The sequence below is a fragment of the Neobacillus sp. S1227 genome (assembly GCF_055385255.1).
This window is the reverse complement of the sequence record NZ_AP038276.1, coordinates 5,054,787-5,080,567: the sequence shown is the minus strand read 5'-3', so window position 1 is coordinate 5,080,567 and position 25,781 is coordinate 5,054,787. Positions and strand designations below refer to the sequence as shown.

The following is a 25,781-nucleotide window of genomic DNA, read 5'->3' as shown; positions in this document are numbered from 1 at the left end:
TCTAAAGGCGTTTGGCGGATTCTTAATCAGTATAATCATAAAAAAGAACGGGTCCTAAAGAACCCGCTCCATTCATTATTTTACTGCAGCGCCCACTCTTCGCTCGACAAACCGCTGCATTCTCTTCAATGCCTCCTGCAGCTGTTCCATGGATGTTGCATAGGAGCAGCGGATATACCCTTCGCCGCTTTCACCGAAGGCATTGCCTGGTACAACGGCGACTTTTTCCTCCATCAGCAATTTCTCGGCAAATTGCTCGGAGCTCAGGCCGGTTGCCTTAATCGATGGGAACACATAAAAGGCGCCGCCAGGAACATGGCAGTCCAGCCCGATATTGTTCAGAGTATCGACCACATAATTCCGGCGCCGGCGATAGCTATTACGCATAGATTCAACCTCATGATATGTGTTACGCAGTGCTTCAATGGCTCCGTGCTGAAGCATATGCGGCGCACACATAGTCGTATATTGGTGAATTTTTAGCATATGCCCGACAAACTCAGCAGGAGCAGCCAAGAATCCCAGCCTCCAGCCTGTCATCGCAAAGCCTTTGGAAAAACCGTTAATTAAAATCGTCCGATCATACATGCCATCAATTGCGGCAAAGCTAGTGAATTCCTCATCATAGGTCAGTTCCGCATAAATTTCATCCATCACGACAATTAAATCATGTTTTTCAACTGTTCTAGCAATTTCCTCAAGATCCTTACGAGTTAACGCAGTTCCCGTTGGATTGTTAGGAGAACAAATTAAAATGGCTTTTGTTTTGTCCGTAATGGCTGCTTCGATTTGTTCAGTCGTAATTTTAAATCCGTTAGCAGGTGAAGTGGACACAGGGATTGGTGTTCCGCCTGCCAACGCCACCAATGGAGCGTAAGAAACGAACGAAGGTTCTACGATAAGGACTTCATCGCCAGGATTCACAATCGCCCGAAAGGCAAGGTCGATTGCCTCGCTCGCACCAACGGTGACGATGATTTGGTTAACGGGATTGTAATCCACGTTAAAGCCTCTTTGTAGATAGGCTGCAATTTCCTCACGCAGCTCCAGCAAGCCGGCGTTTGCCGTATAGGAAGTGAAGCCTTGCTCGATGGATAGAATCGTTGCTTCACGTACGTTCCAAGGAGTGATGAAGTCCGGTTCCCCGACACCTAGCGAAATGACACCTTCCATGCTGGCGGCCAAATCGAAAAATTTCCGAATGGGTGATGGCTTAAGTTCTTTAGCTGTATGTGAAAGATAGTTCGAAATGCCCTTCGTCATGGTGTAACCACCATTCTGCGGTCTTTTTCGTCGCCGCCGTCAAAGCGTACTCCATCATGCTTGTATTTTTTCAGCATGAAATGAGTAGTTGTGGAAACAACACTTTCAATTGGCGATAATTTTTCAGAAACAAAGGAAGCGACCTCGTTCATGGTTCTTCCCTCGACAGTTATTGATAAATCGTAAGCTCCTGACATTAGATATAAGGAGGAAACCTCTGGAAAACGGGCGATTCTTTGCGCCACTTCGTCAAATCCTACCCCGCGCTTTGGTGTGACCTTTACCTCAATCATGGCAATGGTATGCTCCTGCCCTTCAACCTTGCTCCAGTTGATCAATGTTGGGTAGCTCATGATGATTTTTTTCTCTTCAAGTTTCTTGATTGTTTCGCTGACTTTCTCCTCGCTGCTCATGACCATGGATGCGATTGTCGCTGTAGATATTTTGTGGTTTTCTTCAATGATTTTCAGAATTTCAATTTCTTCGCTATTAAGCTTCATAATGGAGTACCTCCTAAACTAGCTAAACTTAAAAAATCCTACCTATGATTTTAATCCTTCTAAGCATGAAAGTCACTCCCAAATACTGTTATACAACAAATAAATTGTGCTATCACAAAAAACGCAGCCACTCAATAAAAAGTGTCCACGCAGGGAAACAATGTCCACGGCTAGTTGTCAAGAACCAGTGGAAAGACATTAATGCAGGAGACAACAATGAAGGAGCTATCGGAGATAGTAGATAGTAAACACTGATGAAAAAAGCCCGCTCAAAAAGCGGGCTGCCATTTCCTATTAAATTACTAGCTTATTCCACTAAAATGAACACATCCGGAATTCCGGCATTTTTAATGGCGTTCATCCGCTTTTCGGCATTTTCACGGCTGGAGAATGCCCCGGCCTGGGCTCGGTACCAGGCTGTCCCGCTGATGACAACGGTATCGACAAACACTTCGAACCCTTTCGACTTCAGCAAGGCGACCTGCTTGTCCGCGTTTTCTCTGGACTGGAACGATCCGGCGATTACCTTGTAAAGCGTACCGGTGGCAGGCGGCGGGGGAGATGCTGGTTTACGCTGCAAATTAAAAGCCTTGGCAAGCCCGTTTGCATGGCCTTGTGCAATATCTTGACGCCACGTCGCTTGTTTCATAAGCGCGGAATCATGGGCATTGGTAATAAAGCCGTTTTCCGACAGCATCGCCGGCATGGACGATTCGCGGAGGACATGAAAGTTGGCCTTTTTCATTCCGCGGTCGATCAGTTGGTTCATTTTTACAACTTCCCCATGGATGGCTTCGCGGTACTTAGCCGTTTGCGAGGAATCTGACAGACCATTATAAGTGTAATCCTCGTATCCTTGTGCAGTGCTTGAAGCAGCATTAATATGAATTGATAAATAATAATCGGCACCCCAAGCATTTGCCTCGTTTGTCCGCTGGCTTAAGCTTTTCGAGAAATCACCTTCCCTGCTCATCTTTACCTCAACATTTTCAAATTGATTGATTAAAATGCTGCGCAGTCTGAGGGCAATATCGAGCGTTACATCCTTCTCGTTCAATCCATTGCCCTGAGCGCCCGGGTCGGTGCCTCCATGGCCTGGATCAAGATAAATCTTCATTTCATCACCTCCATTCTGATTCACCTATATCTTATGAAAAAAAGTTGGACAAGGTTCGGGCAGGTGTCAGCCAGCCTTGTATCCTTGCCACCTTTTATTTATGAAAAAAGGCCGCAAAAGGACAGGCTATGGATAACTTTATTCTGGAATTCGTTATAAAAAATAGCCCTTTTTTGAAAAAGGGCTTAGAACAAAATCTAATCAAACGTTTGAAGAGGAAATATGCTTGTTTTTGAAAAAATCAGTAAATCAATCTACTCTTATGGCTTCCAAAAGGATAATGCAAACTAATGAAAATAGGGAGAACCACTGCTTGCTTTTCGCCAAACGTTTAATTAGCGGAAACCCTCCTTAATATGGAATCTCCTTTTGGATACTATCCAGATTTTGAATGGAGAAATTCACCATCCGTTTATAAAGGTTTAAAACCAATTGACCATACGTAGTTCCCGGTACGGCCCACTTTCCGTTTAAGGAGGTCCATGTCGGTGCAGTACCCCGATTGACAAGGTGGAAACGAGGATCCACTAAAGGGTATTGGTTTGGCAGCGGGTTCGTGGTTGCATAGGCGAACAAGTGCTGCAGGTGAGCGAGTACCCCTTCTTCAGGTGTTTGGAAGCTGGCCCCCGGATTGTTGGGCCCGGTTGCTCCGATCCCAGCGAAGTTGTCCTGCCCCGGTTTGACGACCCCAGTGAATCGGAAGAAGTTCGTCTCGTGAACAGCCTGTGCAAATGCGACGTCTCCTCGAATTCCGTAATATTCGCCATATTTTAAATAAAGGCTTCCCAAATCAGGGGCGCTTGGATTGACTGTTTTTACAAACCGATTCATATGCTCTGGCGATACAAGGGTTGGCCCGAAAATTGAGTTAATAGATGAATCTTGGCCAGGGGCGCTAGGGGTTTCACTGACTATGTCAGAACGACTGCTTGAGTCAGAATCGCCCCCTAATGCAGTACCGTTATTCGGGTCAGTAGTGTCGGATGGGGCTGATTCACTCGCTTCATTTGGACCGGTGCCGGTATTCGACCCAACATCTGGACTTGGAGCGTTACCTACATCAGCATTAGAGTTGCTGTCTGTCGCTTTGGAATTATCTGTTGGGCTTGCGACAGTTCCACCTGACGGGCTTGCAGCAGTTACGCCGCCTCCTTCGATAATAATGAAAGAATCATTTAATCCGGCAATTTGCACAACTTTCAAGCGCTGCTCGGCGTTTTCCCGGTTTGCAAAAGCACCTACTTGGACGCGGTACCAAGTCCCACCTGAAATGTTTGTGATATCAACAAAGGCATCAAATCCCATGGACCGAAGTTTGGCCACACGCTCGTCTGCATTTTCTCTTGATTTGAAGGAACCGGAATAGACTTTGAAGAGGGTTCCGGACACGGGAGCTGCCGGTGCAGGAGCAGGTGTTTGGTCCGGAGATGGCTGCTGCACAGGTGCAGGATTGTTTTTTCGAACAAGATTAAAAGCTGCTGCGAGACCGTTCGCATGGCCTTGAGCGACCTTCTGCCGCCACGCATCCTGCTTCATCAGAGCGGAATCATGGGCGTTTGAGATAAAGCCATTTTCCGTAAGGACGGCTTCCATATTGGACTCGCGAAGCACATGGTAATTGGCCTGCCTCGTGCCGCGGTCATTTAGCTCGTTTACCTTCATTACCTCTGCATGAATGATACTTTGGATTTGGGCTGTTCGTGAGGACCTGGAAAGGCCGTTATAAATATAGTCCTCATAACCTTGAGCGGAAGCGCCCGCTGAATTGATGTGGATGGACAGGTAAAAGTCAGCGCCCCAAGAATTGGCCTCGCTTGTCCTTGAACCCAGGCTTTTGGTGATGTCACTTTCACGGCTCATTTTTACTTGTACGTTTTCAAAATCATTCACTAAAATGGAGCGCAGCTTCAGTGAAATATCCAAGGTAACATCCTTTTCATTAAGACCGTTTCCTTGAGCACCGGGGTCATTTCCGCCATGACCAGGATCTAAATAAATCTTCATTTCATCTCCTCCATTTCCATTTTTTAATCATATATATCCTATGGCAAGACGGAGAATTGGTTCGGGCCTAGTCCATTCGGCCTATGCTCCTGCCTTCCTAGGCATTGACCGGTTCTTCAAAGCTTCTTGAAAAAATACTAAGGAACCGGAAATAGAGCATCCTTTTTTTAATATGGTATAATACGTAGGTCACGTGAATCTTATATAAGGGGAAATGAACTATGATCCTTGTTGTAGGCGGCGCAGGTTATATTGGCAGCCATCTTGTGAAAGAATTAGTTGAAAAAGATGAAGTCGTCGTATTGGACAACCTGTCTACCGGCCATCGAGAAGCCGTTAACGACCAGGCGATTTTTGTAAAAGGCGACCTTGGCAATGAAGAAGATTTGGACATGATTTTCCATAGTTATCCGATACAAGCCGTGATGCATTTTGCGGCTAACAGTCTCGTTGGCGAGTCAGTCGTGGACCCGATGAAGTATTATCAAAATAATGTCTCTTCTACTTTAACTTTATTAAAGGTTATGATGAAACACAATGTAAAAAACTTTATTTTTTCCTCCACAGCAGCTACCTACGGGATTCCGAATGTGGACATCATTGATGAATTAACTCCAACGGCGCCGATTAATCCGTATGGCCATTCAAAACTGATGATTGAACAAATCCTGGCTGATTTTTCAAAAGCCTATGATTTACATTATGTTGTTTTGCGCTACTTTAATGCAGCGGGCGCTCACGAATCTGCGGTAATTGGAGAGAGTCATGATCCGGAAACTCACTTGATTCCGATTGTTCTGCAGCAGCTGTTAGGCCAGCGGGAAAAGATTTCTGTTTTCGGTTCTGATTACGATACTGAGGACGGCACCTGTATCCGCGACTATATTCATGTCACCGATTTGGCTTCCGCACATATTCTTGCCCTTGAGGCGCTCTTATCAGGAAAGAAAACAGCAGAGATTTACAATCTTGGCAACGGGCTAGGATACTCTGTTAAAGAAGTAATTGAAACGTGTGAACGAATAACAGGCGTAAAGGCCAATGTCGAAATGGCCGACCGCCGTGCCGGCGACCCAGCAAGACTTGTTGCCTCTTCCGATAAAATATTCAACGAACTCGGCTGGAAAGCAGAACGAAACCTAGAACGCATCATCGCCGACGCCTGGAACTGGCATCAGGAGCAAAGGTACTGATGCACGGGGACGGGGCTTTTGCCTTATTTGAATAGACTAGCACCATTTAATTAAAAAAGTCCAATTCGCATCAATTCAGCGGATTGGACTTTTCTCATATTGATGTATATTAATGCTGTAAAAAGGCTAGTTGGATAAAGAACAGCACAGCAAAAACATAGACAAGCGGGTGAACGTCACGCCCTTTTCCTTTGACCAATTTTAATAGCGGATAACTGATAAATCCAAGGGCGATACCAGTTGAAATGCTCGAAGTGAGCGGCATGGCTAAAATCGTCAAGAAAGCAGGGAACGCTTCCTCAAGCTCGCTCCAACGGATTTTTGCAATGTTACCCATCATCAGGCTGCCGACAATAATCAACGCTGGAGATGTAATCGCCGAAATCCCGGAAACAGCACCGACTAGCGGCCCAAAGAAAGCTGACAGGATAAACAGTCCGGCAACTGTAAGAGTGGTTAAGCCAGTCCGGCCGCCAGCAGCAACCCCAGATGTTGACTCAATGTAGGCTGTAGTTGGGCTCGTCCCAAACATTGCCCCAGTGGCAGTAGCCACTGAGTCGGATAACAAGGCGTGGCGGGCCCGCGGCAGCTTGTCACCTTTCATTAATCCTGCTTGGTTTGCAACTCCGACCATCGTTCCAGTCGTATCAAAAATCGTTACTAAAATGAAAGAGAAAACAACCGCGTAAAGGCTGTGATGAATGACATCGCCAACCGCTGTGATTGGATTGGCGACCATCAACCCTTCTGGAAGTGAAGGGAAGGATAGGAATCCTTTATCAAAGGAAAGCTGACCGGTGAAAAAAGCGACGACTCCAGTGATAATCATCCCGAAAAACAAGGCCCCGTTCACTCTTAAAACCATAAGGATAAGAGTAACGGCAAGCCCTAAAATGGTTAACAGAGCAGATGCTGAATGAAGATTGCCGAGACGGACTAGATTGACTGGATCTGCAACGATAATTTTGGTAAGCCGCAGCCCGATAAAGGCGATAAAAAGCCCAATGCCGGCGGTTATTCCGTGCTTTAGGTTCTCCGGAATGGCTTCAATTAATTTTTCCCTGAGTGGAGTTAATGACAAAATGACAAAGATAATACCAGCCACAAAAACAGCGGCAAAGGCGGTGGTGTAACTGATATGCTGCCCGCCGACGACGGAATAAGCAAAGTAAGCGTTCAGCCCCATTCCCGGCGCGATGGCGATTGGATAATTGGCGAACAGTGCCATCCATAGACAGCCCACAACAGTAGCTAAAATAGTGGCAGTGAAAACCTGATCAAACGGAACGCCTGCATCAGCAAGAATAACCGGGTTTACCACGACGATATACACCATCGTGAAGAAAGTAGTTATCCCTGCTATCACTTCTGTTCTCACGTTTGTACCATTTTCTTTAAGTCTAAACATCTTAGTTCCTCCAAAACACGAACGATTGAATAAACACTTTATAATATTATTCGCATTTAAATAAACTTGCAATAGGTAAATTTATATTTCCCATACGTTTTGATGATTATGAAAGGGCTGTCAACAGGGTGTCAGTAAACGTCCGTGGACAAAGGTCTGCCCAGGGTGGACACTTGTCTCGGCGCAGCCTGGTCTAAAATGCTACTATTTGGACGTGTTAAGACATATTCTTTGGTATATAGGCCTTTCCATCGTAAAGGAGTGCATCATGAGGAGAAGAAGAAATGTACCGGTAAAAGGGCTGGTTATGGGGATTTTGTTGATAACTGCGGTTTTATTGTTGGTGAGATGTGCTTTTGTTTCATCGGACCAACAGGCAGTAGCTGTGGTGAAGGAGTTTTATCAATATGAGCAACAGGGGGATTTCGCCAGTTCCTGGTCGCTGTTCCATTCCGAGATGAAGAAAAGATTTGGCAAAGGCGCCTATATTCAGGACCGCGCCCATGTATTTATGAACCATTTTGGAGTTGAAACATTTACTTATACACTTGATGGACCGGAAAAACTAGATAAATGGAAAATGTCTAAAACAGGTCATTCCTTCAAGAATGTCTATAAAATCTTCGTCACCCAAACCTTTAAAGGAAAATACGGCAACTTTGATCTCAAGCAAGAGGTCTTCGCCGTCAAAGAAAAAGAAAAATGGTGTATTCTTTGGAATTACAATGGTCAGTAATAGATGGTGTCAGCACCGGTCGCGGACAGTTGTCCCGGCTATGCCTGTTTTGCTCTTTAGGTTTGTCCTTTAGTATGGAGGAATATAATAGATATTTCCCGAATTTAAGAACAATAAATATAAACAATGTAGTGGAGGTTTAAATGGGATACATAGAAGATTTACGGAAAATCATAGGAACACGGCCGCTGATTTTAGTTGGTGCCTGTGTGGGAGCACTCGATAACAAGGGAAGGCTTCTTCTCCAAAAAAGAGCAAACGGTATGTGGGGACTGCCTGGTGGTCTGCTGGAACTAGGTGAGTCAGCCGAAGAAGCGGCAAGACGCGAAGTTTTCGAAGAAACTGGAGTGGAAGTTGGCGAACTGGAGCTGGCAGGAGTCTTCTCGGGAAAGCAGTATTTTGTCGAGCTGCCGAATGGCGACCAATTTTATCCCGTCACGATTGCATACAAATCAAAAGATATTAAAAACACAAATATCAAAATTGATGGTCATGAAACACTTGATGCTGGATTTTTTGACCTCGGGAATCTTCCGGAACAGACCAGCCCGTTGGTGGCTAGAATTATTAAGAAGTTTGGATGATGCATGTTGGACGGCTCATATGCATCATTTCCGTGGCATATGAGCCCCCCAATCCATCACTCCCGCACTATATCTTTTAATGAACGAAGAGGTGAGGATATGTTAGACAAAATTAAAGGCGCCCTTTTTGGTCTGGCCATTGGCGATGCGCTGGGCGGCACGACTGAATTTTTAACAAGCGAAGAAATTCGCAGAAAATATGGGAAGGTGACCGAGATTATCGGCGGCGGGGTCTGGAACTTGGCCAAAGGGGAAACTACTGACGATACGGCCATGACCGTGGCCGTCGCAAAAGGGATCCTAAAGAACCCAGAAAACCCAATTCAATCAATTGGGGAAGAATTCTTAAAATGGTGTGCGACAAACCCTAAAGATATTGGCAATATCATTCGTGCGGTTATAAGTACATACAGTGAGGGCAGCTGGACAGTCGCTGCCGAAATAGCCCATAACCACTATCTTGGCGGTAAATCTGCCGGCAATGGTACCTTAATGCGCTGCCTGCCTGTTGCCTTAGCCTACCAGGACCTCGAAAGAGTAGAAGAGGTGTCAAGGGAACAATCTAAAATGACACATTACGACTCCTTAGCAGATGAAGCTTGTGTCATCTATAACCGAATCGCCTATCAGGTCCTTCATGGCACAGGACTGAAGGAGGCAATCCAAACCGAAATCAGGGGAACCATCTATGAATCTGCATTAACAGGTAAAAGGCCAACGCCTCCGCCTGATGGTTTCGTTGTGAACACCATGCATTGGGTTTTATACTGGCTTCTCAATTGCGAATCCTTCTTGGATGTTGTGATTGGTGCAGCCAACGAAGGGTATGATACAGATACAGTAGCCGCCATTGCTGGCGGATTAGCGGGTTTGGCCTGCGGCTATAAGGAGCTGCCTCGAGAGTATTGTGATGTATTGCTTGTAAAATCAGATCTAGAAGAGATAGGTGTAAAGCTCTATGAATTAGCTAAATAGAAATAGGCTGAGCCATTCTAAACAAGCGTAAAAAGCTGGTCAAACCCTAGGGGGCGGCCAGCTTTTTTATTTATAGTGAATATCTCTAGATTGCTGTCTAGGTATAAAGCTGCTAACAAACAACGCGATAAAAACGCCGGCGGAATCAAACCCAATATCGAACAGTCTTCCATCGCGGGTAAAATATAATTGTAGAATCTCGGTAAGCACCCCGTAGGAAATGGCGAGAATCAGTGTTGTCCCTTTTGCTTGAAACCGGGATTGCAGCAATATTGTCAGGATGAAAAAAGCACTGAAATGTCCTGCTTTTTGAAGCAGAAAATCAGCATTTAGGCGGGATGGCAATGGCTCCAGTAACACAGATAGGTCTGGATGACGGTCCCACTCAAACCGAATCTCACCAAACCGTATTAATTGATCAAAACAATATGTACACGTAGAAACAAAAATGGCACCAGCACAAAGTAGAATCAGTAAAACCCTCATAAAAATGCCTCCCTTAGCCTCCATTTTGTTCTCCAGGAATTTTTTTTATACTCCGCTTAGACTTGTTGATAGTCCTTGTTATCCTAAATTTCTCCATTTTAACTCATATTCTAAACCATTCTACAAATACTATTTTTGTTTGTTTAAATTTTTGACAGGTAAGGGGGAGGATTTTTCTTTAATGAAGAGGATATCTTTTGTGGCCGTCTTGGTGCTTTTGATAGCCGAGCAGCTCACAGGTCATATTTTTCCGAAATTAGCCAACGCAGTAAGGGAGGATCCTACGGTTCAATTACGCCTGCTTGAAACCACTGATTTACATGTATTTTTGGCAAACTATGATTATTATCAGACGAAAGAAGATAACAAGGTTGGGCTGGTGAAGACGTCCACTTTGATTAAACAAGCCCGGAACGAGGTAAAAAACTCATTGCTTTTTGACAATGGCGATAATATACAAGGGAATCCGCTGGGGGATTATGTTGCAAAGGTAAGAGGGCTAAAAGACGGTGATGTCCATCCGGTAACAAGGGCCTTTAATATGCTCGGATACGATGCGGTGACTGTAGGCAATCATGAGTTTAATTACGGGCTGGACTTTTTAAATCGCGCCTTGGAAGGTGCGAAGATGCCGGTAGTTAACGCTAATGTTTATGACGCAGCAACTGGCAGACATTATTTTGAACCTTATGTTATTCTTAACAAAAATGTGATCGATGATGAAGGGCAGAATCACGTCGTTAAGGTCGGGGTCATTGGCTTTGTGCCGCCGCAAATCATGGAATGGGATAATGCTAATTTAGAAGGGAAGGTTACCACCAAGTCGATTGTAGAATCGGCGAGAAAATTTGTCCCGGAAATGAAGAAGAAGGGGGCCGACGTGATAGTGGCACTTGCCCACACGGGAATCAGCGCTGAACCATATTCACCAGGAATGGAAAATACGGCCTACTACTTAACACAAATCAGGGGCATCGATGCAGTATTGACCGGCCATTCGCATAATTTATTCCCAGGTCCGCTCTATGCGAATTTGCCAAATACCAATCTTGAAAAAGGAACCATAAACGGAAAGCCGGTCGTGATGGCGGGATCATTTGGAAGCCATTTGGGGATCATTGACCTCAAACTGCAAAAAATTCGTGGAAAATGGGCGGTTGCTGGCGGCGAGAGTACGCTCAGACCGATTGCTGATGAAAAAGGAAATTCTCTTGCAGCAACTGACGAAGAGTTAAGGAAAGAGTTATTGCGAGAGCATATAGGTACGACTGATTACGTCAACCAGCCGATTGGCGAGACAACCGCACCAATCTTCAGTTATTTTGCTCTTGTTCAGGACGACCCGTCCGTGCAAATCGTCAATAATGCGCAAACGGAGTATTTGGTTGAAAAATTAAAGGATCCAACCTACAGCAAATTTGCAGGCATTCCGGTCCTTTCTGCGGCTGCTCCATTTAAAGACGGCGGACGCGGCGGGGCGAATTATTACACAGATATCCCAGAAGGAACCCTTGCTATCAAAAACGTCGCGGACCTTTATTTGTATCCGAATACGCTTCATGCTGTATTAGTGAACGGTGCTCAACTAAAGGATTGGCTCGAAATGAGTGCGGGGCAATTCAACCAGTTGAATCCGGCAGCGGGTAGCGAACAGCAGCTAATCAATCCAGATTTCCGCTCCTATAATTTTGATATTATTGACGGGGTTCAGTACCAGGTGGATGTGACCAAGCCGGCAAAATATGATTATAACGGGAAGCTGGTTAATCCGAACTCCAGCCGAATCGGTAGCTTAACGTATCAGGGCAAGCCGGTTACCGCGGACCAGAAATTCATTGTTGCAACAAATAATTACCGGGCGTCCAGCAAAACCTTTCCCGGGGTTAGTCAGGGTGAAGTCATTCTTCAGTCGCCGGATGAAAATCGCCAAATCATTACAAACTACATTCGCGAAACCCAAACGATTAACCCGTCTGCCGACCAGAACTGGTCTATTGCAAAATTTCAGGGCACAGTGGTTCCTGTATTTGAAACTTCACCAAAAGCTCAGGAATATGCAAAGCTATTCAAAAATATTCAATACATTGGGCCATCGAGTGGCGGGTTTGTGAAATACTCGATTGATTTAACAAATTAAGTCTTTTAATGCAGACTAAGGGTTTTTATTGGATGATAATTCCAATAAATGTGGTGAGGGTAAAGGATTTTGTAGTGAGACATTAAAATTTTGTATTGAGAAATCCATTTATGTAGTAAAACCTCGCAATTACGTAGTGAGGCGTAAAAAAAGCAGTCTAACCCTAGGGTCAGACTGCTTTGCTAATTTAAAAAACAATTATTGTGTCACTTTCTGAATAATTGAGATGTTATGTCCCTTTTTAGGCAGTCTTTCCTCATTTTCCCCAAGTTTTTTCATCATAAATAACTTTTTCAAGTTTCGTAAGGGAAGGAAGTCATAGGACTAAATGTACTTAAGCGGGAAATTTCGCCTCCTCCATAAACAATTTTGAAATAATGTTGTATCCTTATTGATAGAACTTAAGAAAAGGACGGTATTTTCATGAAAAAGACGGCAAAGGACATCCTATATATTTTTCTCGGTGCCCTTATTTTTGCGATAGGAGTGAATTATTTTACCATCCCAAACCATCTCTCCGAAGGCGGCATATTGGGGATCACTATTGTGGCTCACTATTTGTTTGGCTGGTCGCCTGGTGTTGTGAATTTCATATTAAATGCTGTACTAATATTAATAGGCTATAAATTTTTTGATAAAAGAGCTTTTTTTTATACACTAGTTTCGCTTGCTGCCTGTTCAGGGTTTTTATTTTTAACAGAGGATATTGGAAAAAAGCTCACGGAGGATACTTTGCTTGCCTCACTGTTTGCCGGATTGCTAGTGGGGGCGGGGTTAGGCTTCATTTTCCGAGCAGGTGGAACATCTGGAGGCACGACCATTTTGGCAAGGCTGGCGAATCAATTTTTTGGGTGGAGCATGGGAAAGGCCATGCTCATCATTGACATCGTGGTGGTGGCAGGGTCGATTTTTATCATAGGCTTGGAAAAAGCGATGTTTACACTGCTGATTGTGTATGTCGGTGCAAAGGCAATTGATTTCATCGTCGAAGGACTAGATGAACGGGTCGCAGTCCTGGTCATTTCCAACTCACCTGAGGTGGTTCTTGCCGGCATTACCGAGAAAATGTCGCGCGGTCTCACTGTCCTCGACGGACACGGCGGCTATACCGGCCAGAAAAAAGAAGTCCTCTACATCGTCATCAATAAACAAGAAATCGTTCAACTCAAAAATCTCATCAGCCAAATCGACCCAAATGCCTACGTCACCGTCCACAACGTCCACGAAATGATGGGGAAGGGGTACAAGGCTGGTTAGGTGTCAGGCACCACGGGAGGAAATTTGTTCACGTGGGGGGATACCGACAAAATATTGTCTGATATATGATAGTTCGACAGGTTTACTGTTTTTGGAATAGTAAATCCAAGGATATTGGAGTATAATTTCTTTAGAAAAAGGAGGTGATTGTGTTGGACGAGAAACGATTAGACAGGTTAGAAGATATGCTATCTCATTTAATTGGTATGGTAGGCGGGATTAAAACGGAACTGTCGGAATTACGAAGGGAACAGCAAGGAATAAAAGCAGAACTTTTGGAATTACGTGCCGAAAACCAAAAACAATTTGCGAATATTCAGGCTAAGCTAACTGACATGCAAGCAGACCAGGACCATATTTGGGAAAAGGCAGCAAGAAATGAACGAGAACTGGCGAAACTTAAAATTCATCTTCAGTTATAATCCCTTCAATTATTATCTGCATATATGACCCGTAACATTTTTCAATAGGGAACCCCATGATTATCTAAAATCAGCGTAAAAAAAGGAAGTGTCCTCATTCTACTGAATTTGGAAACTTCCTTTTATTATAATAGAGATTGGTAAGATGTGGCATTTATGGTGTCAGGAACCCGCATGGACAAATAGGCGTTTTGTCCATGCGGGTCAACATTTGTATTTCTTTAACAGCTCATTGTAGTTTTTCGACTGCTGCCCGGCCTGAGAAGAAGGTGGCACCGCCGCCCATGTCGGCAATTCGGTCAGGAGTGAGGGAGTTAACTAGGTGCTTTGTTGATATGTTTACGGTTGTATCCGATATCCCAGCTCCATCTGCCCATAATCCCTGTGTCACGGCCACCCCCGGAAGAACGCTGTCCCCGACAGCTGCTTTCAGCTCAACCTCGCCGCGATGATTCCAGACTCGGACCCGTTCACCTTCTTCAATCCCCAGCCGTGCAGCATCCTCCCAATTAATAAAAAGGCGCGGCTCCTTTTCCAAGGTAACGTGCTTATCGTTATTAGAGAAGGTCGAGTTCAGGAAATTATGGTTAGGACCAGGGACAAATTGAAACGGAAACTCCCCGCCATCGTCCGCTAACGGTATGTAAGTTGGCAGGGGCGGGTATCCGTCCTTCTTCATTAACTCCGAATATAATTCGATTTTCCCACTCGGCGTCGGCAGCCTGCCCGGGAAGAGTGGCTTAACATTAGCCTTCACATAATAGCGCTCCGCCAGAACCTTGTAGTTCACACCGTCCAAATAAGGATTTCGCGGGTTATTAAGCGCTCCGTTAATCATTTCCGCTTCCGTCTCAGTAAAGGCAGACTCCTTGAAGCCCATCCGCTCAGCGAGCTGCCGGAACACCTCAATATTAGACTTTGCCTCTCCATACGGTTCAATGATCGGCTGCTGCAGCTGTACGAAATGATGCCAGTAAGAAGAATAGAAATCGGTGTTTTCAAACGATGATGTTGATGGAAGTACGATATCCGCAAACTTGGCCGTTTCTGTTAAAAATAAATCGTGTACCACAGTAAACAAGTCTTCACGGGCAAGCCCTTCACGCACCTTTTCACTTGAAGGGGCCACAATCGCAGGGTTTGAACCGTACACATATAGAGACTTTACCGGCGGGTCAAGCGTTAGCAGGGCATCGCCGAGCAGATTCATGTTCACAATGCGCGTGTTTTTATTTTTCAAAAAATCAGGCCGCTGCAGCTGCGAAGCATTATGGGCAAGGTATCCCGAATTGCCTTTGATAGCGCCGCCCCCATTCACCAGCCACTGTCCAGTCAACGCCGGCAGGCAGGAAACAGTCCGGACAAACATGCCGCCATTATCGTGGTGCTGCGGGCCATTTCCAATCCGAATAAAAGAAGGCGATGCTACCCCATACATTCGTGCCAATCTATAGATATCGTCAACTGGAACCCCGGTAATTTCCGAAACAGCTGCCGGGCCATATTGCTTCACATGCTCCCGCAGTTCCTCGTGCCCAACCGTATATTTTTTCAAAAAATCATTTTCGACCATGTTTTCGTCAAACAAAATGTGCATGATGCCGAGGGCCAAGGCGCTGTCCGTTCCCGGCAAAATTGGAATAAACCAATCTGCCAATCTTCCAGTCTGGTTTTTATGGACATCGATGACAATAATCTTGGCGCCATTTTCGCGGCGTGCCTTTTGTGCCAGGGCCACTTGGTGCATATTCGTGCTCACCGCATTAATGCCCCAGAAAATGAACAACTTTGTATGAATCGTCTCCTCCGGATCAATGCCAAGGCTTCCACCCATTGTATATTTGTAGCCCACAGCTCCGGCAGAGTTGCAGATGGTCCGGTCAAGCCGTGAGGCACCAAGCCTGTTCCAAAAGCGGCGGTCCATACCCTCAGCTGCCAGCCGCCCCATATTTCCGTAAAAGCTATAGGGTAGGATACTCTCAGGGCCGTCTAATTGAATTAGTTCCTTCCAACGGTCAGTGATGGTGCGTAACGCTTCGTCCCAGCTAATGCGTGTAAATCGTCCCTCGCCTTTAGCTCCAATGCGCTTCAGCGGATATAGCAGGCGTTTCTCATCATGAATCCGTTCCGCCATGTTCCGAACCTTATTGCAAATGTGTCCTTTTGTCACGGGGTGTTCTGGATCCCCCTCGACCTTGACAATCTTGCCGTCTTTCTTATGTAACAGGAGGCCGCACTGGTCCGGACAGTCAAGCGGGCAAACCGCATGAAAAATCCCATCCCGCGGGAGATTTTCATAGGAAGGCATAAGCATTCTCCTCTATAGAGTTTGATAGATTTATACTATCGCATAAGGGGGTTGATTGTCACGAATCGAGAGATAGGATGGTGAAACATAGTCAGGGTATTTTGGGGCTAGTATGTCACTGCATAAAAGACGTCCAAACCCATCCAACCTCACCGTGACAAAATCAACTGATGATTGCTGTGGTTTGGCGGAACCATCGGGTAGACATTCTCCTCCTCAACCACGTCAAACTCCATCAGTGCCGGTCCGTCCAGTTGCATCGCCTGCGCAATAATCTGTCGGGCCTCTACCTCAGATCGAGCCCTAAATCCAGCGACACCGTAAGCTTCAGCCACCCCTGCAAAATTCGGTGAGCCGATTTTTACAGAAGAATAGCGCCCATGATAAAACAGCTCCTGCCACTGGCGGACCATGCCCAAATAACCGTTATTCAAAATCGCAATCTTGATGGGCAGGCGGTACCTGACAGCCGTAATCAGCTCCTGCAGATTCATTTGAAAGCTGCCGTCACCGGACACGCATAAAATAGGTGACCTCGAACGCGAACGCTCGGCTTCGGAGACCTCAGCCGCAAAATCTGTCACCCCAGCAGCCGCCCCGATTGCTGCTGGCAGTCCATAGCCCATCGTGCCCAGCCCGCCAGACGTCACCAACGTCCGTGGTCTCGTAAACTGATAATGATGCGCGGTCCAAATCTGGTGCTGCCCGACATCCGTCACCACCACTGTGTCCTCTCCGGAAAACTCAGCCAGCGTTCGAATCACCGACTGTGGGCTTAAAACACTCTTTGACTTCTCAAAACGCGGTACCGTCCGCTTCCAATCTACCGCTTCATTTACCCAAATTTCGCCATTTGTCCGGATTTGCTCATAATCAAGGTCCTGTTTTAATTGAAAAAGGAACTCAGCGGCGTCTTTGACAATCGGCAGGTCTACGGAAATGATTTTATTGATCTCTGCTGGGTCTATGTCCACGTGAATTTTTTTCGACTTTGGCGAAAAACCGCTCACCTTTCCGGTCACCCGGTCGCTAAACCGGACTCCAATGGAGATCAACAGATCGCAATGGTGCACCGCTTTGTTGGCAGCAAACGTCCCGTGCATCCCCAGCATCCCTAAAAACAGGGGGTTCCCCGCATTTATCGCTCCAATACCGAGTAAAGAACTGACAACTGGAATCCGGGAGCGCTCAGCGATTTCCCGTAAATGACTGGCAGCCCCTGAAGCAATTACCCCGCCGCCGACAAATAGTACCGGCTTTCTGGCGTTTTCAATTAATTCTTTCGCATGTTTAATAGGTTTCATGCACGTTTCATTAGACCGTTCACCTCTTTGTGCACGGCTATGGTTCATCCGCTCGCCGCCCATCGTTACACTATTAGTAGTCAACTCTACCAAAACCGGTCCGGGCCGTCCTTCAACCGCAAGCCTTAAGGCATTATCAAGTCCCCCCCGCAGCTGCCTTGCTTCAGTTATAAACGAATGCTTGGTAATCGGCATCGTAATTCCCGAGATATCTAATTCTTTGGCAGATTCCCCGTTTAATAGATTAGCTGAAAATGGCCCGGCAATAACAACGATCGGGACAGAATCACTATAGGCGGTTGCAATCCCGGTGATTCCGCTTGTTACCCCGGCAGCCGTTGTCAACAGGACTACTCCGGGCTTACCGGTAGCGCGGGCGTAACCGTCGGCTGCGTGAACGGCTGCCTGTTCATGCCGTAATTGAATGTATCGTGTACCTGAAAGTTCCCTTGGAAACAATCCATCATTATGGCAGCCAAAAACACATGCTACTCCCAGTTCATGAAGGGCCTCAAACATCGAATCAACATTATAAACTTCCGTTAACAATGTATTCACCTGATTTCCTAATTTTTAAATAGTTTAAATTATCAGGTAAAATAAGTATGTGATGTAAATCAAGGATGGGCTGTTTTTTTAAAAAACAAAAATTTAAACGGGTTGTACTTGTGAGGTGCAAAACGGTAAATCACAACCCTAACCACATAGGAAATCACTTAACCTTTCACAACACAAATCACAGTATATTGCACAGTCCATAAGGCTTTGATGAAAATATCTCTAAGCCTTATTTTCTATATTGGACTAAAGCAAACGTAAGTGTACAAGTTCATTAGACAGAGTTTGATAAATAAGGGGAGAAATTTCCCTTAATTAGCAATTAAGATCAAGAATAACTTAAATAGGCGGAGAAATTTCCCCTATTGACTCAAAAAACTTCAGTATTGGGGCTTTTGCTTTGTTTAAGCGAAAAATCTTCCCTTATTTACGCCGGAATGAGCCCTATTCTCCATTTAGCGGAAAAATTTTCGCTTATTTTAGATTACCACTAGTTACTTTTCACCAATCGGCCCACTATCCATAGGATAAAAATAAGTATGGGTGGGAGGTTTTATCTATGTATCCTTTTTCCAATTACCTTGATGCGATAAACCGGCAAGGCAATAAATTGATGGGTGAAGTGGAAAGGGCGATTAATGGCGAATACAGTGCTATCGATTGTTATGCCAAGCTGGCCAATTTGGCTCCAGATAAGGAGGAGCGTAATCGAATCCTTGAAATTCGCCAAGATGAGCTAAAGCATTATCAGCAGTTTGTAGAGATCTACAGAAGATTAGCAGGTCACCATCCGCAACCGAAAATTATCGAGGAATGTCCAGGAAATTACCTGAACGGACTGGAGTTTGCATTAGTGGATGAGCAGCAAACAGTCGATTTTTATCTGGAAATTTCCGATACTGCCAACGATCCGTTTATTAGGGAGGTCTTTCGCAGGGCTGCAGCGGATGAGCAGAACCATGCGGTGTGGTTCTTGTACTTTTTTTCAAAAAGAAAATGAAAAATGTCCCCCGGTAAACAGTATCCTTACCGGGGGACATTTTACTAGATGGTTCATGATTAGTCCTTGCCGCCACCCGAATCGCCTCCACTGTCGGAACTGCCATAATTATTATCGTTATCATTAGAGGTATCATATAAATAGTCTTTATCATCATTATGATGGCCAGAAGATTTTTCTTTCTTAATGCTTGGAAAAATGAGGAGAGCCAAAATAATCAATATGGTCCCAAAGAACTCTTGCGTTCCGAAAATAAGGTATATACCCAAAATCAAGAGTACTGCACCAACCAGCCTTTGAAGCAATCTTATTGCATTCAGAAACATCCCCCCTTATAAAATAATTATTTTCAAGTAGGACTTTTTATGTATTACGAACAGTTTACAGCCTTATGATTCTCTCACGATACCAAGCCCGCAACAGAAGGGACAGAAGCGAACCCTAAATTTGTTAAACAAAAAAAGGACTCATCAACCGAGCCCAAATCATATTGTCCGCCTTGCCCGCACGATCTCCGAACTCGATGGAAGCCCACACATCACAGACCAAAGCATCACAATGGCCATTCGCTTGAACGGAGTTGCATTAAAACGATAGTTCGCCAATTTACAATTTTCTAAGCCTTTCCTTTATGTTTTCTGTATGGGCCAGGATTAGCAGCAATATCATGCCTGAGGAAATGGCAGGGATAATCCAATTATTCGTGTTGAAAACCAAGAACACAGGAATAAATAGGAACGCCCCCAGGCCTGCGAATGTGAAGCTTTTTAAAAAGGGGTAGAGGACGAGAAATGCGAGAACAATAACGGGTGCCAGAAGCGGCTCGAACGCGATGATTCCACCGATAAAGGTGGAAATTCCCATGCCGCCTTTAAACTTAAGAACAACCGGTTTAAGATGGCCAACAATAACAAACACCAATCCTAACAATTGGACCGTCTCTGAAAAATGCAGCAGATATCGCCCGGCAAGTACCACTGCTGCCCCTTTCAAGGCGTCTCCCAGAAAAGTCAGAACAAAGGCCTTTTTTCCATAAACACGCCCAGCGTTCCGTGCCCCGACATTCCCGCTACCCTGCTCCCGGATATCCTGCCCTTTCAACAACTTGGACACTAAGTATCCGAACATGATATTACCAACCAGATAAGAAACAAGATAATACAACCAGACCATTGTCATCACTGCCTATTCAATGCTTTTTTGGTAAACGATACTTTTAACAATTATAATATGTTTCTATTGTTAGAATGGAGATTTATAAGAGGCGGTTAGTGCATAAAATACCAAAAGGGTTCGGCCCCTAATGAACCAAACCCTAAATAATTTATATAAACATAAGCAGACTCAATGCCATCACAGCCATACCGCCAATCAACCCATAGATGGAGAGGTGGGCTTCGTCATATCGTTTGGCGGCTGGCAGCAACTCATCAAGGGAAATGAATACCATAATCCCTGCTACGGCGGCAAAGATAACCCCAAACATAATATCGTTAAGAAAAGGCATTAGGAAAAGGTAAGCAGCTAGCGCTCCGATTGGCTCAGACAATCCCGAAAGAAAGGAAAGCTTAAACGCTCTTTTTTTATCGCCGGTGGCAAAATAGACCGGAACAGAAACCGCAATTCCTTCGGGAATGTTGTGGATGGCAATGGCGACAGCAATGGCGATTCCGAGCTTTGGATCCTGAAGGGCAGAGGTAAATGTAGCAATCCCTTCCGGAAAGTTATGAATGCCAATAGCAAGTGCGGTGAATGTCCCCATTTTTAATAAGTCTGGTTTCTTTCCGGTAGTCGCAGCTTCCCCGCCGGTTGCAGCCATTTCCTCGACTGTACGAAGTTCATGCGGGTTGCTGTGCTTGGGTATAAATTTATCAATGGCTGCAATTAAAAGCATCCCCGCAAAGAAACCGCCGACGGTCATCCAGTTGCCCGGAACGGTTCCCATGGCATCAACTAGTGCTGTTTTTGCCTTTTCAAAAATCTCAATCATGGACACATAAATCATGACACCGGCGGAGAATCCAAGTGTGACCGAAAGAAACTTTGTATTAGTGTGAGAAGTGAAAAATGCAAGTACGCTGCCAATCCCAGTCGCAAGGCCGGCAAATAAAGTTAACCCAAAGGCCAGCAGCAGATTTTGAGTCACCTTTTTACCCCCCTTTATAAAAACAAATTTAGCTTTCTTGATGTTGCTTCTTTCTTTCTAAAATAACATAAAAACAGTTATATTTTTATATGCACAAACCCAGAAATGTTTCCTTTTATGAGGAAGAACCGTCCCTTTGCATCACTAAAAAACTGGCTAAATGGGGAAAGCTGCCCCTTTAGCCAGTCTGGTATTTTTTTCTGTATTTTTTATTGTAATTCCAGTTGCTGCTTTAGTTCGGTTTGAATTCTTGTCTTTTCTTCTGGTGAAACAAGCCCATAGTATATATTATTGATCATGGTCCCGGTTTCTTTGATTTCCATCTGCTGAATCGCTTTTCCGGCGTCTTTATAATTTTTTTGGATATCCACCATTTGGTCAAAGGTTAGATTGGTTTTTACGTTTTTTCCAATGGCTTCAAATATGGAGGAGAAATTTGTTAGACTCGACAGGCTCATGCCTTCTTCAATTACAGACTCAATGATTTGCCGCTGTCTTAATTGTCGTCCGAAATCTCCTCGGGGGTCTTCATGCCTCATTCTTGAAAAACTTAAGGCCTGCTCACCGTTAAGATTTATTTCGCCGATTGGAAAGTGGAAATTCCCTTCGGAAAAATCAATATCATTATAGACCTTGACTCCTCCGACCGCATCCACAATATCCTGAAAGCCTTCCATGTTAATCTGCATGTAATAATCAATCGGAATATCAAGGAATTCCTCAACGGTGGCCATGGACATTGGAATTCCGCCAAAAGCATAGGCATGGTTAATTTTATCTTCTGTTCCTTTACCAACTATTTCAGTGCGGGTATCCCGCGGGATGCTGAGCATTTTAACGGAGTTATTATTTGGATTAACTGCAAGTACGATAATCGTGTCAGAACGGCCTTTGTCACTTTCCCGTTCATCAACACCCAGCATTAAAACAGAAAAGGGCTGCTTTTTTTCCAATGCGACGGGCTGTTCCCGTTTTTCTGGCACGGTCCGTTTAATTGGCTGGTGCATGGTAACTACTGCCTCTTTGACCGAGTGATAAACCATATACCCATAAACCCCCGCCGCAACAAAAACTAGTAAAATAACAATCCCTGTTACTTTTAGCCACTTTCTACCTTTTCTTGTGCGAGCCTCCATAATAGTGGACCTCCAAAATATGTAGTTTAATAGTGTAACAATAAAGTGTGTGTGTTTTTATACTATGGGTGTTAGGTACTGCTTGTAACTATTTGTACGTCTGTAGTGGACTGTTTGTTATGGAGCCGGGAAGTTGATTGCAGTAGTTAGTGAAAGAGTTGAATGTTAGAAAAGACGAGTTGCGTAACCGTTGTGGATGCAGAAAATGAAACTTTTGGTACATTTAAATATATAGTAGTTAGGGATATATTATCATCGTTTGGAAAAAAATCCAATTCGAAAGTATGTTTAGATAGAGATTAAAGATTTGAAGCCAGCCATGGGCACTTTCCCGCAACAAAAAAGGGGATACAGTCTCTTCAGAACTGTGTCCCCTTTTTTGCACATTTTCTCTAGCCCTGTTGTTTACTCCTCATTTTCATCTTTATTTTGTTTTTTTTGCTGCTCCTGCAAGGCGATCAGGAGGTCCTGAATATCTACCCGGCCGTCCTTATTCAGGTCGTTTAAATTCATTTCAGGTGCTGATGGCGTCTGCGGCACAGTAGGTGTCGAGCCCTGCACACCCATATTCGAACTCGGACCAGCAGCCGCGGCTGCCTTATTTTTCGAACCGCCGGCAAAGGTGAACAGCAAAAGAATCAGAACAAGCAGACCGGCCACACCGTCACCAATATAGAAGAAGGTGGCATAATCGGACCAAAGCATCTTACTTTTGCTCATTTTCTCCTCAGAATTGCCAATATACTCCTTTATTTCCGAGTGATTTGGATAAATCCGCTGGACTGCTTCAAATTTATCCAAGGCATGTTTATAGTATCCGCCCCAATACAATTCCAGGCCCTCTTTATACAACCGATTCGTTTCGCTTTTCGTATTTCTGACACCGGCCTGGTTCACAAATTCCTTGACTGTATTTACCGGTACGGCAAAATTAAAGCCCTGCACTTCTTGACCGTTGACCGTATCGCCACGGAATGTTAGAAGCCCAATAATTTGCCCCTTTTCGTTAATGACAGGTCCGCCGCTATTTCCGTGCGTTGCCGCGGCGTTAATTTGAATTACCGGACTTCCTTGATCGGTCTTTTTGTCAGTCGCGGAAATTTGCCCGGCATTCATGGTGGAAACGAGAGATGAATCAGGTGACAGAAGGTCCGAATCGGCAGCGGCCGGATACCCGCTTACCCAAATATTATCCTGGTTTTGGACTTCGCTAGAGTCACCAAGCGGGATGGTCGGCAGGTTCTTTCCCTCTATTTTTACGACGGCGGCGTCCTTCCCTTGGTTAATGGGCGCACCGTAACTCTTAATTTCCCCATCGAGAACATCTCCGCCTGGTAAAATAACCTTTGTGACACGCTTAATTTCGGTATATTGAGTATAGGCAACTAAATAATTAAAGGCAGTATTGTAATCAACTTGGAAGTGGTCCGCCATGATGGTCACCAACTGCCCGAAGGCAGCATCGGCCACCTCTTGGTCTGCCATCTTTCCATATTCGACGACATGGGCGTTGGTCACGATATAGCCATCAGAGCTAATAATCGCGCCAGAACCTGACCCACCGATAAGCGTTTGATATTTTAACTGTTCCAAAACTGCTTCGACTTCAGGGTTGTAGTCATTAAACTGCCACCCAACCAATGCATAGTCAATAATTCGCACTACAGCAGGCTTCGTGTATTCATTCAGCCTTTGGGCTTGCGATACATCCCCTTTGGCAGGCTTGATGTTGATCAGGACAAAGGAAGCGACAATCGCCGCAATCAGCAGCAAGCTGATTGGAATGGTAAATAGGGCCCTCTTCTTCAATGCATGATTCACCTCTATATTCGGGATTTTTGAAAAGCCAACAATGGCAATATATTCGCTGGTTGGTTAATGGGAAGTTGTACCTGAAAATTTGGCTGTGGGTTCTGTTGGCAGGGAAGTCTATATGGATGGAGTGGTAGTTAGCAGTTATTTTTCAAAAAAACATTTGAAAGGTATAATGGTTTGTAGATTAACTATTGGAGGTCTTATTAAATATGCAATTAAAGGTTATGACGGTATTCGGTACGAGACCTGAAGCAATCAAAATGGCGCCGCTTGTGAAGGAGCTGGAAAAGCATCCGGAGCAAATCAAGTCAATTGTAACTGTGACAGCGCAGCATCGCGAAATGCTGGACCAAGTTTTGAATATTTTTGAAATCACGCCTGATTATGATTTAAATATAATGAAAGAAAGACAATCGTTGGTCGGTGTGACCACCCGGGCTTTGGAAGGTCTTGACCAGGTTCTGGCAGAGGTTAAACCAGATATTGTGCTGGTTCACGGGGATACATCGACAACGTTCGTGGCAAGTTTAGCAGCTTTTTATCATCAGATTCCGATTGGTCATGTGGAGGCGGGGCTTCGTACGCACAATAAATATTCACCCTACCCGGAGGAAATGAACCGGCAGCTGACAGGTGTTTTGGCTGATCTTCATTTTTCGCCAACGGTTCAGTCAAAGCAGAATCTATTAGTGGAAAATAAGAAGGCAGAATCTATTTTCATAACAGGAAATACGGCTATTGATGCGTTAAAGACGACCGTTAAAAGCCAATATTCACATCCTGTATTAGATAGGCTGGGCGGAGATAGATTGGTGCTTATGACAGCCCACCGTCGTGAAAACACGGGAAAACCAATGGAGAACATGTTCAATGCCATCCGCCGATTGGTTGAAAAGCACGATGATATCCAGGTCGTTTACCCGGTACATATGAATCCGGTTGTTCGCGAGATAGCCGGTCGAATCTTGGGTGACAATGATCGAATTCATTTAATTGAACCGCTGGATGTCATTGATTTCCACAACTTTGCCTCACGGGCATATTTGATTCTTACTGATTCCGGCGGAGTTCAAGAGGAAGCCCCATCGTTAGGTGTTCCGGTTCTTGTTCTAAGAGATACAACCGAGCGACCGGAAGGGATTGATGCCGGCACGCTGAAGCTCGCAGGTACAGATGAAGAAACCATCTTCGGAATGGCCGACGAACTGCTCTCAAACCCGGCGGCCCACGACCAAATGGCCAAAGCCTCCAACCCATACGGCGACGGTATCGCCTCTGGTCGCATCGTCCAAGCTATCCTCTACCACTTCGGAAAACAAGGGGAAAGACCAGGGGATTTTGGTATTGAATAAAAAGGTGCCAGGCACCTTTTATGGACGACATTAATTGAAGTAAGATTGCTGTAACGTTTGTAGGTACGAAACTTCTAGCC

At 45.0% G+C, this 25,781-nt stretch carries 22 protein-coding genes; 9 read left to right on the top strand and 13 right to left on the bottom strand.

The window, feature by feature from the left end:
* Positions 1-75: 75 nt before the first annotated feature.
* From ACZ5AE_RS25490 to ACZ5AE_RS25475, 4 genes are all read right to left on the bottom strand, one after another.
* The gene (locus tag ACZ5AE_RS25490; RefSeq protein ID WP_464567286.1) at positions 76-1,263 is read right to left on the bottom strand and encodes an aminotransferase; all 1,188 of its coding nucleotides are present in this window, start codon (positions 1,261-1,263) and stop codon (positions 76-78) included.
* Positions 1,260-1,763 carry an Lrp/AsnC family transcriptional regulator gene (locus tag ACZ5AE_RS25485; protein ID WP_464567285.1) on the bottom strand — a complete coding sequence of 168 codons (504 nt, stop codon included), beginning with the start codon at positions 1,761-1,763 and terminating at the stop codon, positions 1,260-1,262. The genes ACZ5AE_RS25490 and ACZ5AE_RS25485 overlap by 4 nt, the downstream gene beginning before the upstream one ends.
* A gap of 307 nt (positions 1,764-2,070) precedes the next feature.
* Positions 2,071-2,880 (bottom strand): N-acetylmuramoyl-L-alanine amidase, encoded by an 810-nt coding sequence (locus tag ACZ5AE_RS25480; RefSeq protein WP_464567284.1) that lies wholly within the window; start codon positions 2,878-2,880, stop codon positions 2,071-2,073.
* Between the two features lie 351 nt (positions 2,881-3,231).
* Positions 3,232-4,884 (bottom strand): N-acetylmuramoyl-L-alanine amidase, encoded by a 1,653-nt coding sequence (locus ACZ5AE_RS25475; RefSeq protein ID WP_464567283.1) that lies wholly within the window; start codon positions 4,882-4,884, stop codon positions 3,232-3,234.
* Between the two features lie 221 nt (positions 4,885-5,105).
* On the opposite strand from ACZ5AE_RS25475, the gene galE reads away from it, so the two are divergent.
* On the top strand, positions 5,106-6,077 hold the full coding sequence (galE, locus tag ACZ5AE_RS25470) for a UDP-glucose 4-epimerase GalE (RefSeq protein ID WP_464567282.1): 972 nt from the start codon (positions 5,106-5,108) through the stop codon (positions 6,075-6,077).
* Positions 6,078-6,186: 109 nt separating this feature from the next.
* Here galE and ACZ5AE_RS25465 read toward each other — a convergent pair whose 3' ends face one another.
* Positions 6,187-7,485: an NCS2 family permease gene (locus ACZ5AE_RS25465; RefSeq protein ID WP_464567281.1), complete on the bottom strand. Its 1,299-nt coding sequence runs from the start codon at positions 7,483-7,485 to the stop codon at positions 6,187-6,189.
* A 268-nt stretch (positions 7,486-7,753) separates the two neighbouring features.
* Here ACZ5AE_RS25465 and ACZ5AE_RS25460 point away from each other — a divergent pair, with 268 nt between their 5' ends.
* The 3 genes from ACZ5AE_RS25460 (at position 7,754) to ACZ5AE_RS25450 (ending at position 9,780) form a co-directional block, all read left to right on the top strand.
* Positions 7,754-8,221 carry a hypothetical protein gene (locus ACZ5AE_RS25460; RefSeq protein ID WP_464567280.1) on the top strand — a complete coding sequence of 156 codons (468 nt, stop codon included), beginning with the start codon at positions 7,754-7,756 and terminating at the stop codon, positions 8,219-8,221.
* A 143-nt stretch (positions 8,222-8,364) separates the two neighbouring features.
* On the top strand, positions 8,365-8,805 hold the full coding sequence (locus ACZ5AE_RS25455; RefSeq protein ID WP_464567279.1) for an NUDIX hydrolase: 441 nt from the start codon (positions 8,365-8,367) through the stop codon (positions 8,803-8,805).
* 99 nt (positions 8,806-8,904) lie between these two features.
* Positions 8,905-9,780 (top strand): ADP-ribosylglycohydrolase family protein, encoded by an 876-nt coding sequence (locus tag ACZ5AE_RS25450; RefSeq protein ID WP_464567278.1) that lies wholly within the window; start codon positions 8,905-8,907, stop codon positions 9,778-9,780.
* A 66-nt stretch (positions 9,781-9,846) separates the two neighbouring features.
* Here ACZ5AE_RS25450 and ACZ5AE_RS25445 read toward each other — a convergent pair whose 3' ends face one another.
* Positions 9,847-10,266 (bottom strand): VanZ family protein, encoded by a 420-nt coding sequence (locus tag ACZ5AE_RS25445; RefSeq protein ID WP_464567277.1) that lies wholly within the window; start codon positions 10,264-10,266, stop codon positions 9,847-9,849.
* A 181-nt stretch (positions 10,267-10,447) separates the two neighbouring features.
* Here ACZ5AE_RS25445 and ACZ5AE_RS25440 point away from each other — a divergent pair, with 181 nt between their 5' ends.
* The 3 genes from ACZ5AE_RS25440 to ACZ5AE_RS25430 all read left to right on the top strand — a co-directional run bounded on the left by ACZ5AE_RS25440 (position 10,448) and on the right by ACZ5AE_RS25430 (position 14,082).
* A complete protein-coding gene (locus ACZ5AE_RS25440; RefSeq protein ID WP_464567276.1) occupies positions 10,448-12,403 on the top strand; it encodes a bifunctional 2',3'-cyclic-nucleotide 2'-phosphodiesterase/3'-nucleotidase in 1,956 nt (651 codons plus the stop codon).
* Positions 12,404-12,826: 423 nt separating this feature from the next.
* On the top strand, positions 12,827-13,660 hold the full coding sequence (locus ACZ5AE_RS25435) for a YitT family protein (RefSeq protein WP_464567275.1): 834 nt from the start codon (positions 12,827-12,829) through the stop codon (positions 13,658-13,660).
* Positions 13,661-13,812: 152 nt separating this feature from the next.
* Positions 13,813-14,082, top strand: a complete 270-nt coding sequence (locus ACZ5AE_RS25430) for a hypothetical protein (RefSeq protein WP_464567274.1) — start codon at positions 13,813-13,815, stop codon at positions 14,080-14,082.
* Between the two features lie 229 nt (positions 14,083-14,311).
* Here the strand turns inward: ACZ5AE_RS25430 and ACZ5AE_RS25425 are convergent, their stop codons facing one another.
* A complete protein-coding gene (locus ACZ5AE_RS25425) occupies positions 14,312-16,390 on the bottom strand; it encodes a molybdopterin-containing oxidoreductase family protein (RefSeq protein WP_464567273.1) in 2,079 nt (692 codons plus the stop codon).
* Positions 16,391-16,539: 149 nt separating this feature from the next.
* On the bottom strand, positions 16,540-18,252 hold the full coding sequence (gene ilvB / locus ACZ5AE_RS25420) for a biosynthetic-type acetolactate synthase large subunit (protein ID WP_464567272.1): 1,713 nt from the start codon (positions 18,250-18,252) through the stop codon (positions 16,540-16,542).
* A 559-nt stretch (positions 18,253-18,811) separates the two neighbouring features.
* Here ilvB and ACZ5AE_RS25415 point away from each other — a divergent pair.
* Positions 18,812-19,252 (top strand): ferritin-like domain-containing protein, encoded by a 441-nt coding sequence (locus tag ACZ5AE_RS25415; protein ID WP_464567271.1) that lies wholly within the window; start codon positions 18,812-18,814, stop codon positions 19,250-19,252.
* A 59-nt stretch (positions 19,253-19,311) separates the two neighbouring features.
* Here the strand turns inward: ACZ5AE_RS25415 and ACZ5AE_RS25410 are convergent, their stop codons facing one another.
* The 5 genes from ACZ5AE_RS25410 to ACZ5AE_RS25390 form a co-directional block, all read right to left on the bottom strand.
* Positions 19,312-19,557 carry a hypothetical protein gene (locus ACZ5AE_RS25410; protein WP_464567270.1) on the bottom strand — a complete coding sequence of 82 codons (246 nt, stop codon included), beginning with the start codon at positions 19,555-19,557 and terminating at the stop codon, positions 19,312-19,314.
* 301 nt (positions 19,558-19,858) lie between these two features.
* On the bottom strand, positions 19,859-20,425 hold the full coding sequence (locus ACZ5AE_RS25405; RefSeq protein ID WP_464567269.1) for a glycerol-3-phosphate acyltransferase: 567 nt from the start codon (positions 20,423-20,425) through the stop codon (positions 19,859-19,861).
* 151 nt (positions 20,426-20,576) lie between these two features.
* Positions 20,577-21,398 carry a zinc transporter ZupT gene (zupT, locus tag ACZ5AE_RS25400; RefSeq protein ID WP_464567268.1) on the bottom strand — a complete coding sequence of 274 codons (822 nt, stop codon included), beginning with the start codon at positions 21,396-21,398 and terminating at the stop codon, positions 20,577-20,579.
* Positions 21,399-21,607: 209 nt separating this feature from the next.
* The gene (gene tagU / locus ACZ5AE_RS25395) at positions 21,608-22,534 is read right to left on the bottom strand and encodes a polyisoprenyl-teichoic acid--peptidoglycan teichoic acid transferase TagU (RefSeq protein WP_464567267.1); all 927 of its coding nucleotides are present in this window, start codon (positions 22,532-22,534) and stop codon (positions 21,608-21,610) included.
* 405 nt (positions 22,535-22,939) lie between these two features.
* A complete protein-coding gene (locus ACZ5AE_RS25390) occupies positions 22,940-24,343 on the bottom strand; it encodes a S1C family serine protease (protein WP_464567266.1) in 1,404 nt (467 codons plus the stop codon).
* A 215-nt stretch (positions 24,344-24,558) separates the two neighbouring features.
* On the opposite strand from ACZ5AE_RS25390, the gene wecB reads away from it, so the two are divergent.
* Complete coding sequence (gene wecB, locus ACZ5AE_RS25385; RefSeq protein WP_464567265.1) at positions 24,559-25,701, top strand: non-hydrolyzing UDP-N-acetylglucosamine 2-epimerase; 1,143 nt, start codon at positions 24,559-24,561, stop codon at positions 25,699-25,701.
* Positions 25,702-25,781 lie beyond the last annotated feature (80 nt).

What these genes read in the sequence shown, in the direction of transcription:
- ACZ5AE_RS25480 (WP_464567284.1), bottom strand. Translation starts at nt 2,880, where the DNA reads ATGAAGATTTATCTTGATCCAGGCCATGGAGGCACCGACCCGGGCGCT.
- ACZ5AE_RS25475 (WP_464567283.1), bottom strand. Translation starts at nt 4,884, where the DNA reads ATGAAGATTTATTTAGATCCTGGTCATGGCGGAAATGACCCCGGTGCT.
- ACZ5AE_RS25455 (WP_464567279.1), top strand. Translation starts at nt 8,365, where the DNA reads ATGGGATACATAGAAGATTTACGGAAAATCATAGGAACACGGCCGCTG.
- ACZ5AE_RS25465 (WP_464567281.1), bottom strand. Translation starts at nt 7,485, where the DNA reads ATGTTTAGACTTAAAGAAAATGGTACAAACGTGAGAACAGAAGTGATA.
- ACZ5AE_RS25440 (WP_464567276.1), top strand. Translation starts at nt 10,448, where the DNA reads ATGAAGAGGATATCTTTTGTGGCCGTCTTGGTGCTTTTGATAGCCGAG.
- ACZ5AE_RS25435 (WP_464567275.1), top strand. Translation starts at nt 12,827, where the DNA reads ATGAAAAAGACGGCAAAGGACATCCTATATATTTTTCTCGGTGCCCTT.
- wecB (WP_464567265.1), top strand. Translation starts at nt 24,559, where the DNA reads ATGCAATTAAAGGTTATGACGGTATTCGGTACGAGACCTGAAGCAATC.
- tagU (WP_464567267.1), bottom strand. Translation starts at nt 22,534, where the DNA reads ATGGAGGCTCGCACAAGAAAAGGTAGAAAGTGGCTAAAAGTAACAGGG.
- ACZ5AE_RS25415 (WP_464567271.1), top strand. Translation starts at nt 18,812, where the DNA reads ATGTATCCTTTTTCCAATTACCTTGATGCGATAAACCGGCAAGGCAAT.
- ACZ5AE_RS25405 (WP_464567269.1), bottom strand. Translation starts at nt 20,425, where the DNA reads ATGGTCTGGTTGTATTATCTTGTTTCTTATCTGGTTGGTAATATCATG.
- ACZ5AE_RS25460 (WP_464567280.1), top strand. Translation starts at nt 7,754, where the DNA reads ATGAGGAGAAGAAGAAATGTACCGGTAAAAGGGCTGGTTATGGGGATT.
- galE (WP_464567282.1), top strand. Translation starts at nt 5,106, where the DNA reads ATGATCCTTGTTGTAGGCGGCGCAGGTTATATTGGCAGCCATCTTGTG.
- ACZ5AE_RS25445 (WP_464567277.1), bottom strand. Translation starts at nt 10,266, where the DNA reads ATGAGGGTTTTACTGATTCTACTTTGTGCTGGTGCCATTTTTGTTTCT.
- ACZ5AE_RS25425 (WP_464567273.1), bottom strand. Translation starts at nt 16,390, where the DNA reads ATGCCTTCCTATGAAAATCTCCCGCGGGATGGGATTTTTCATGCGGTT.
- ACZ5AE_RS25450 (WP_464567278.1), top strand. Translation starts at nt 8,905, where the DNA reads ATGTTAGACAAAATTAAAGGCGCCCTTTTTGGTCTGGCCATTGGCGAT.
- ACZ5AE_RS25485 (WP_464567285.1), bottom strand. Translation starts at nt 1,763, where the DNA reads ATGAAGCTTAATAGCGAAGAAATTGAAATTCTGAAAATCATTGAAGAA.
- ACZ5AE_RS25490 (WP_464567286.1), bottom strand. Translation starts at nt 1,263, where the DNA reads ATGACGAAGGGCATTTCGAACTATCTTTCACATACAGCTAAAGAACTT.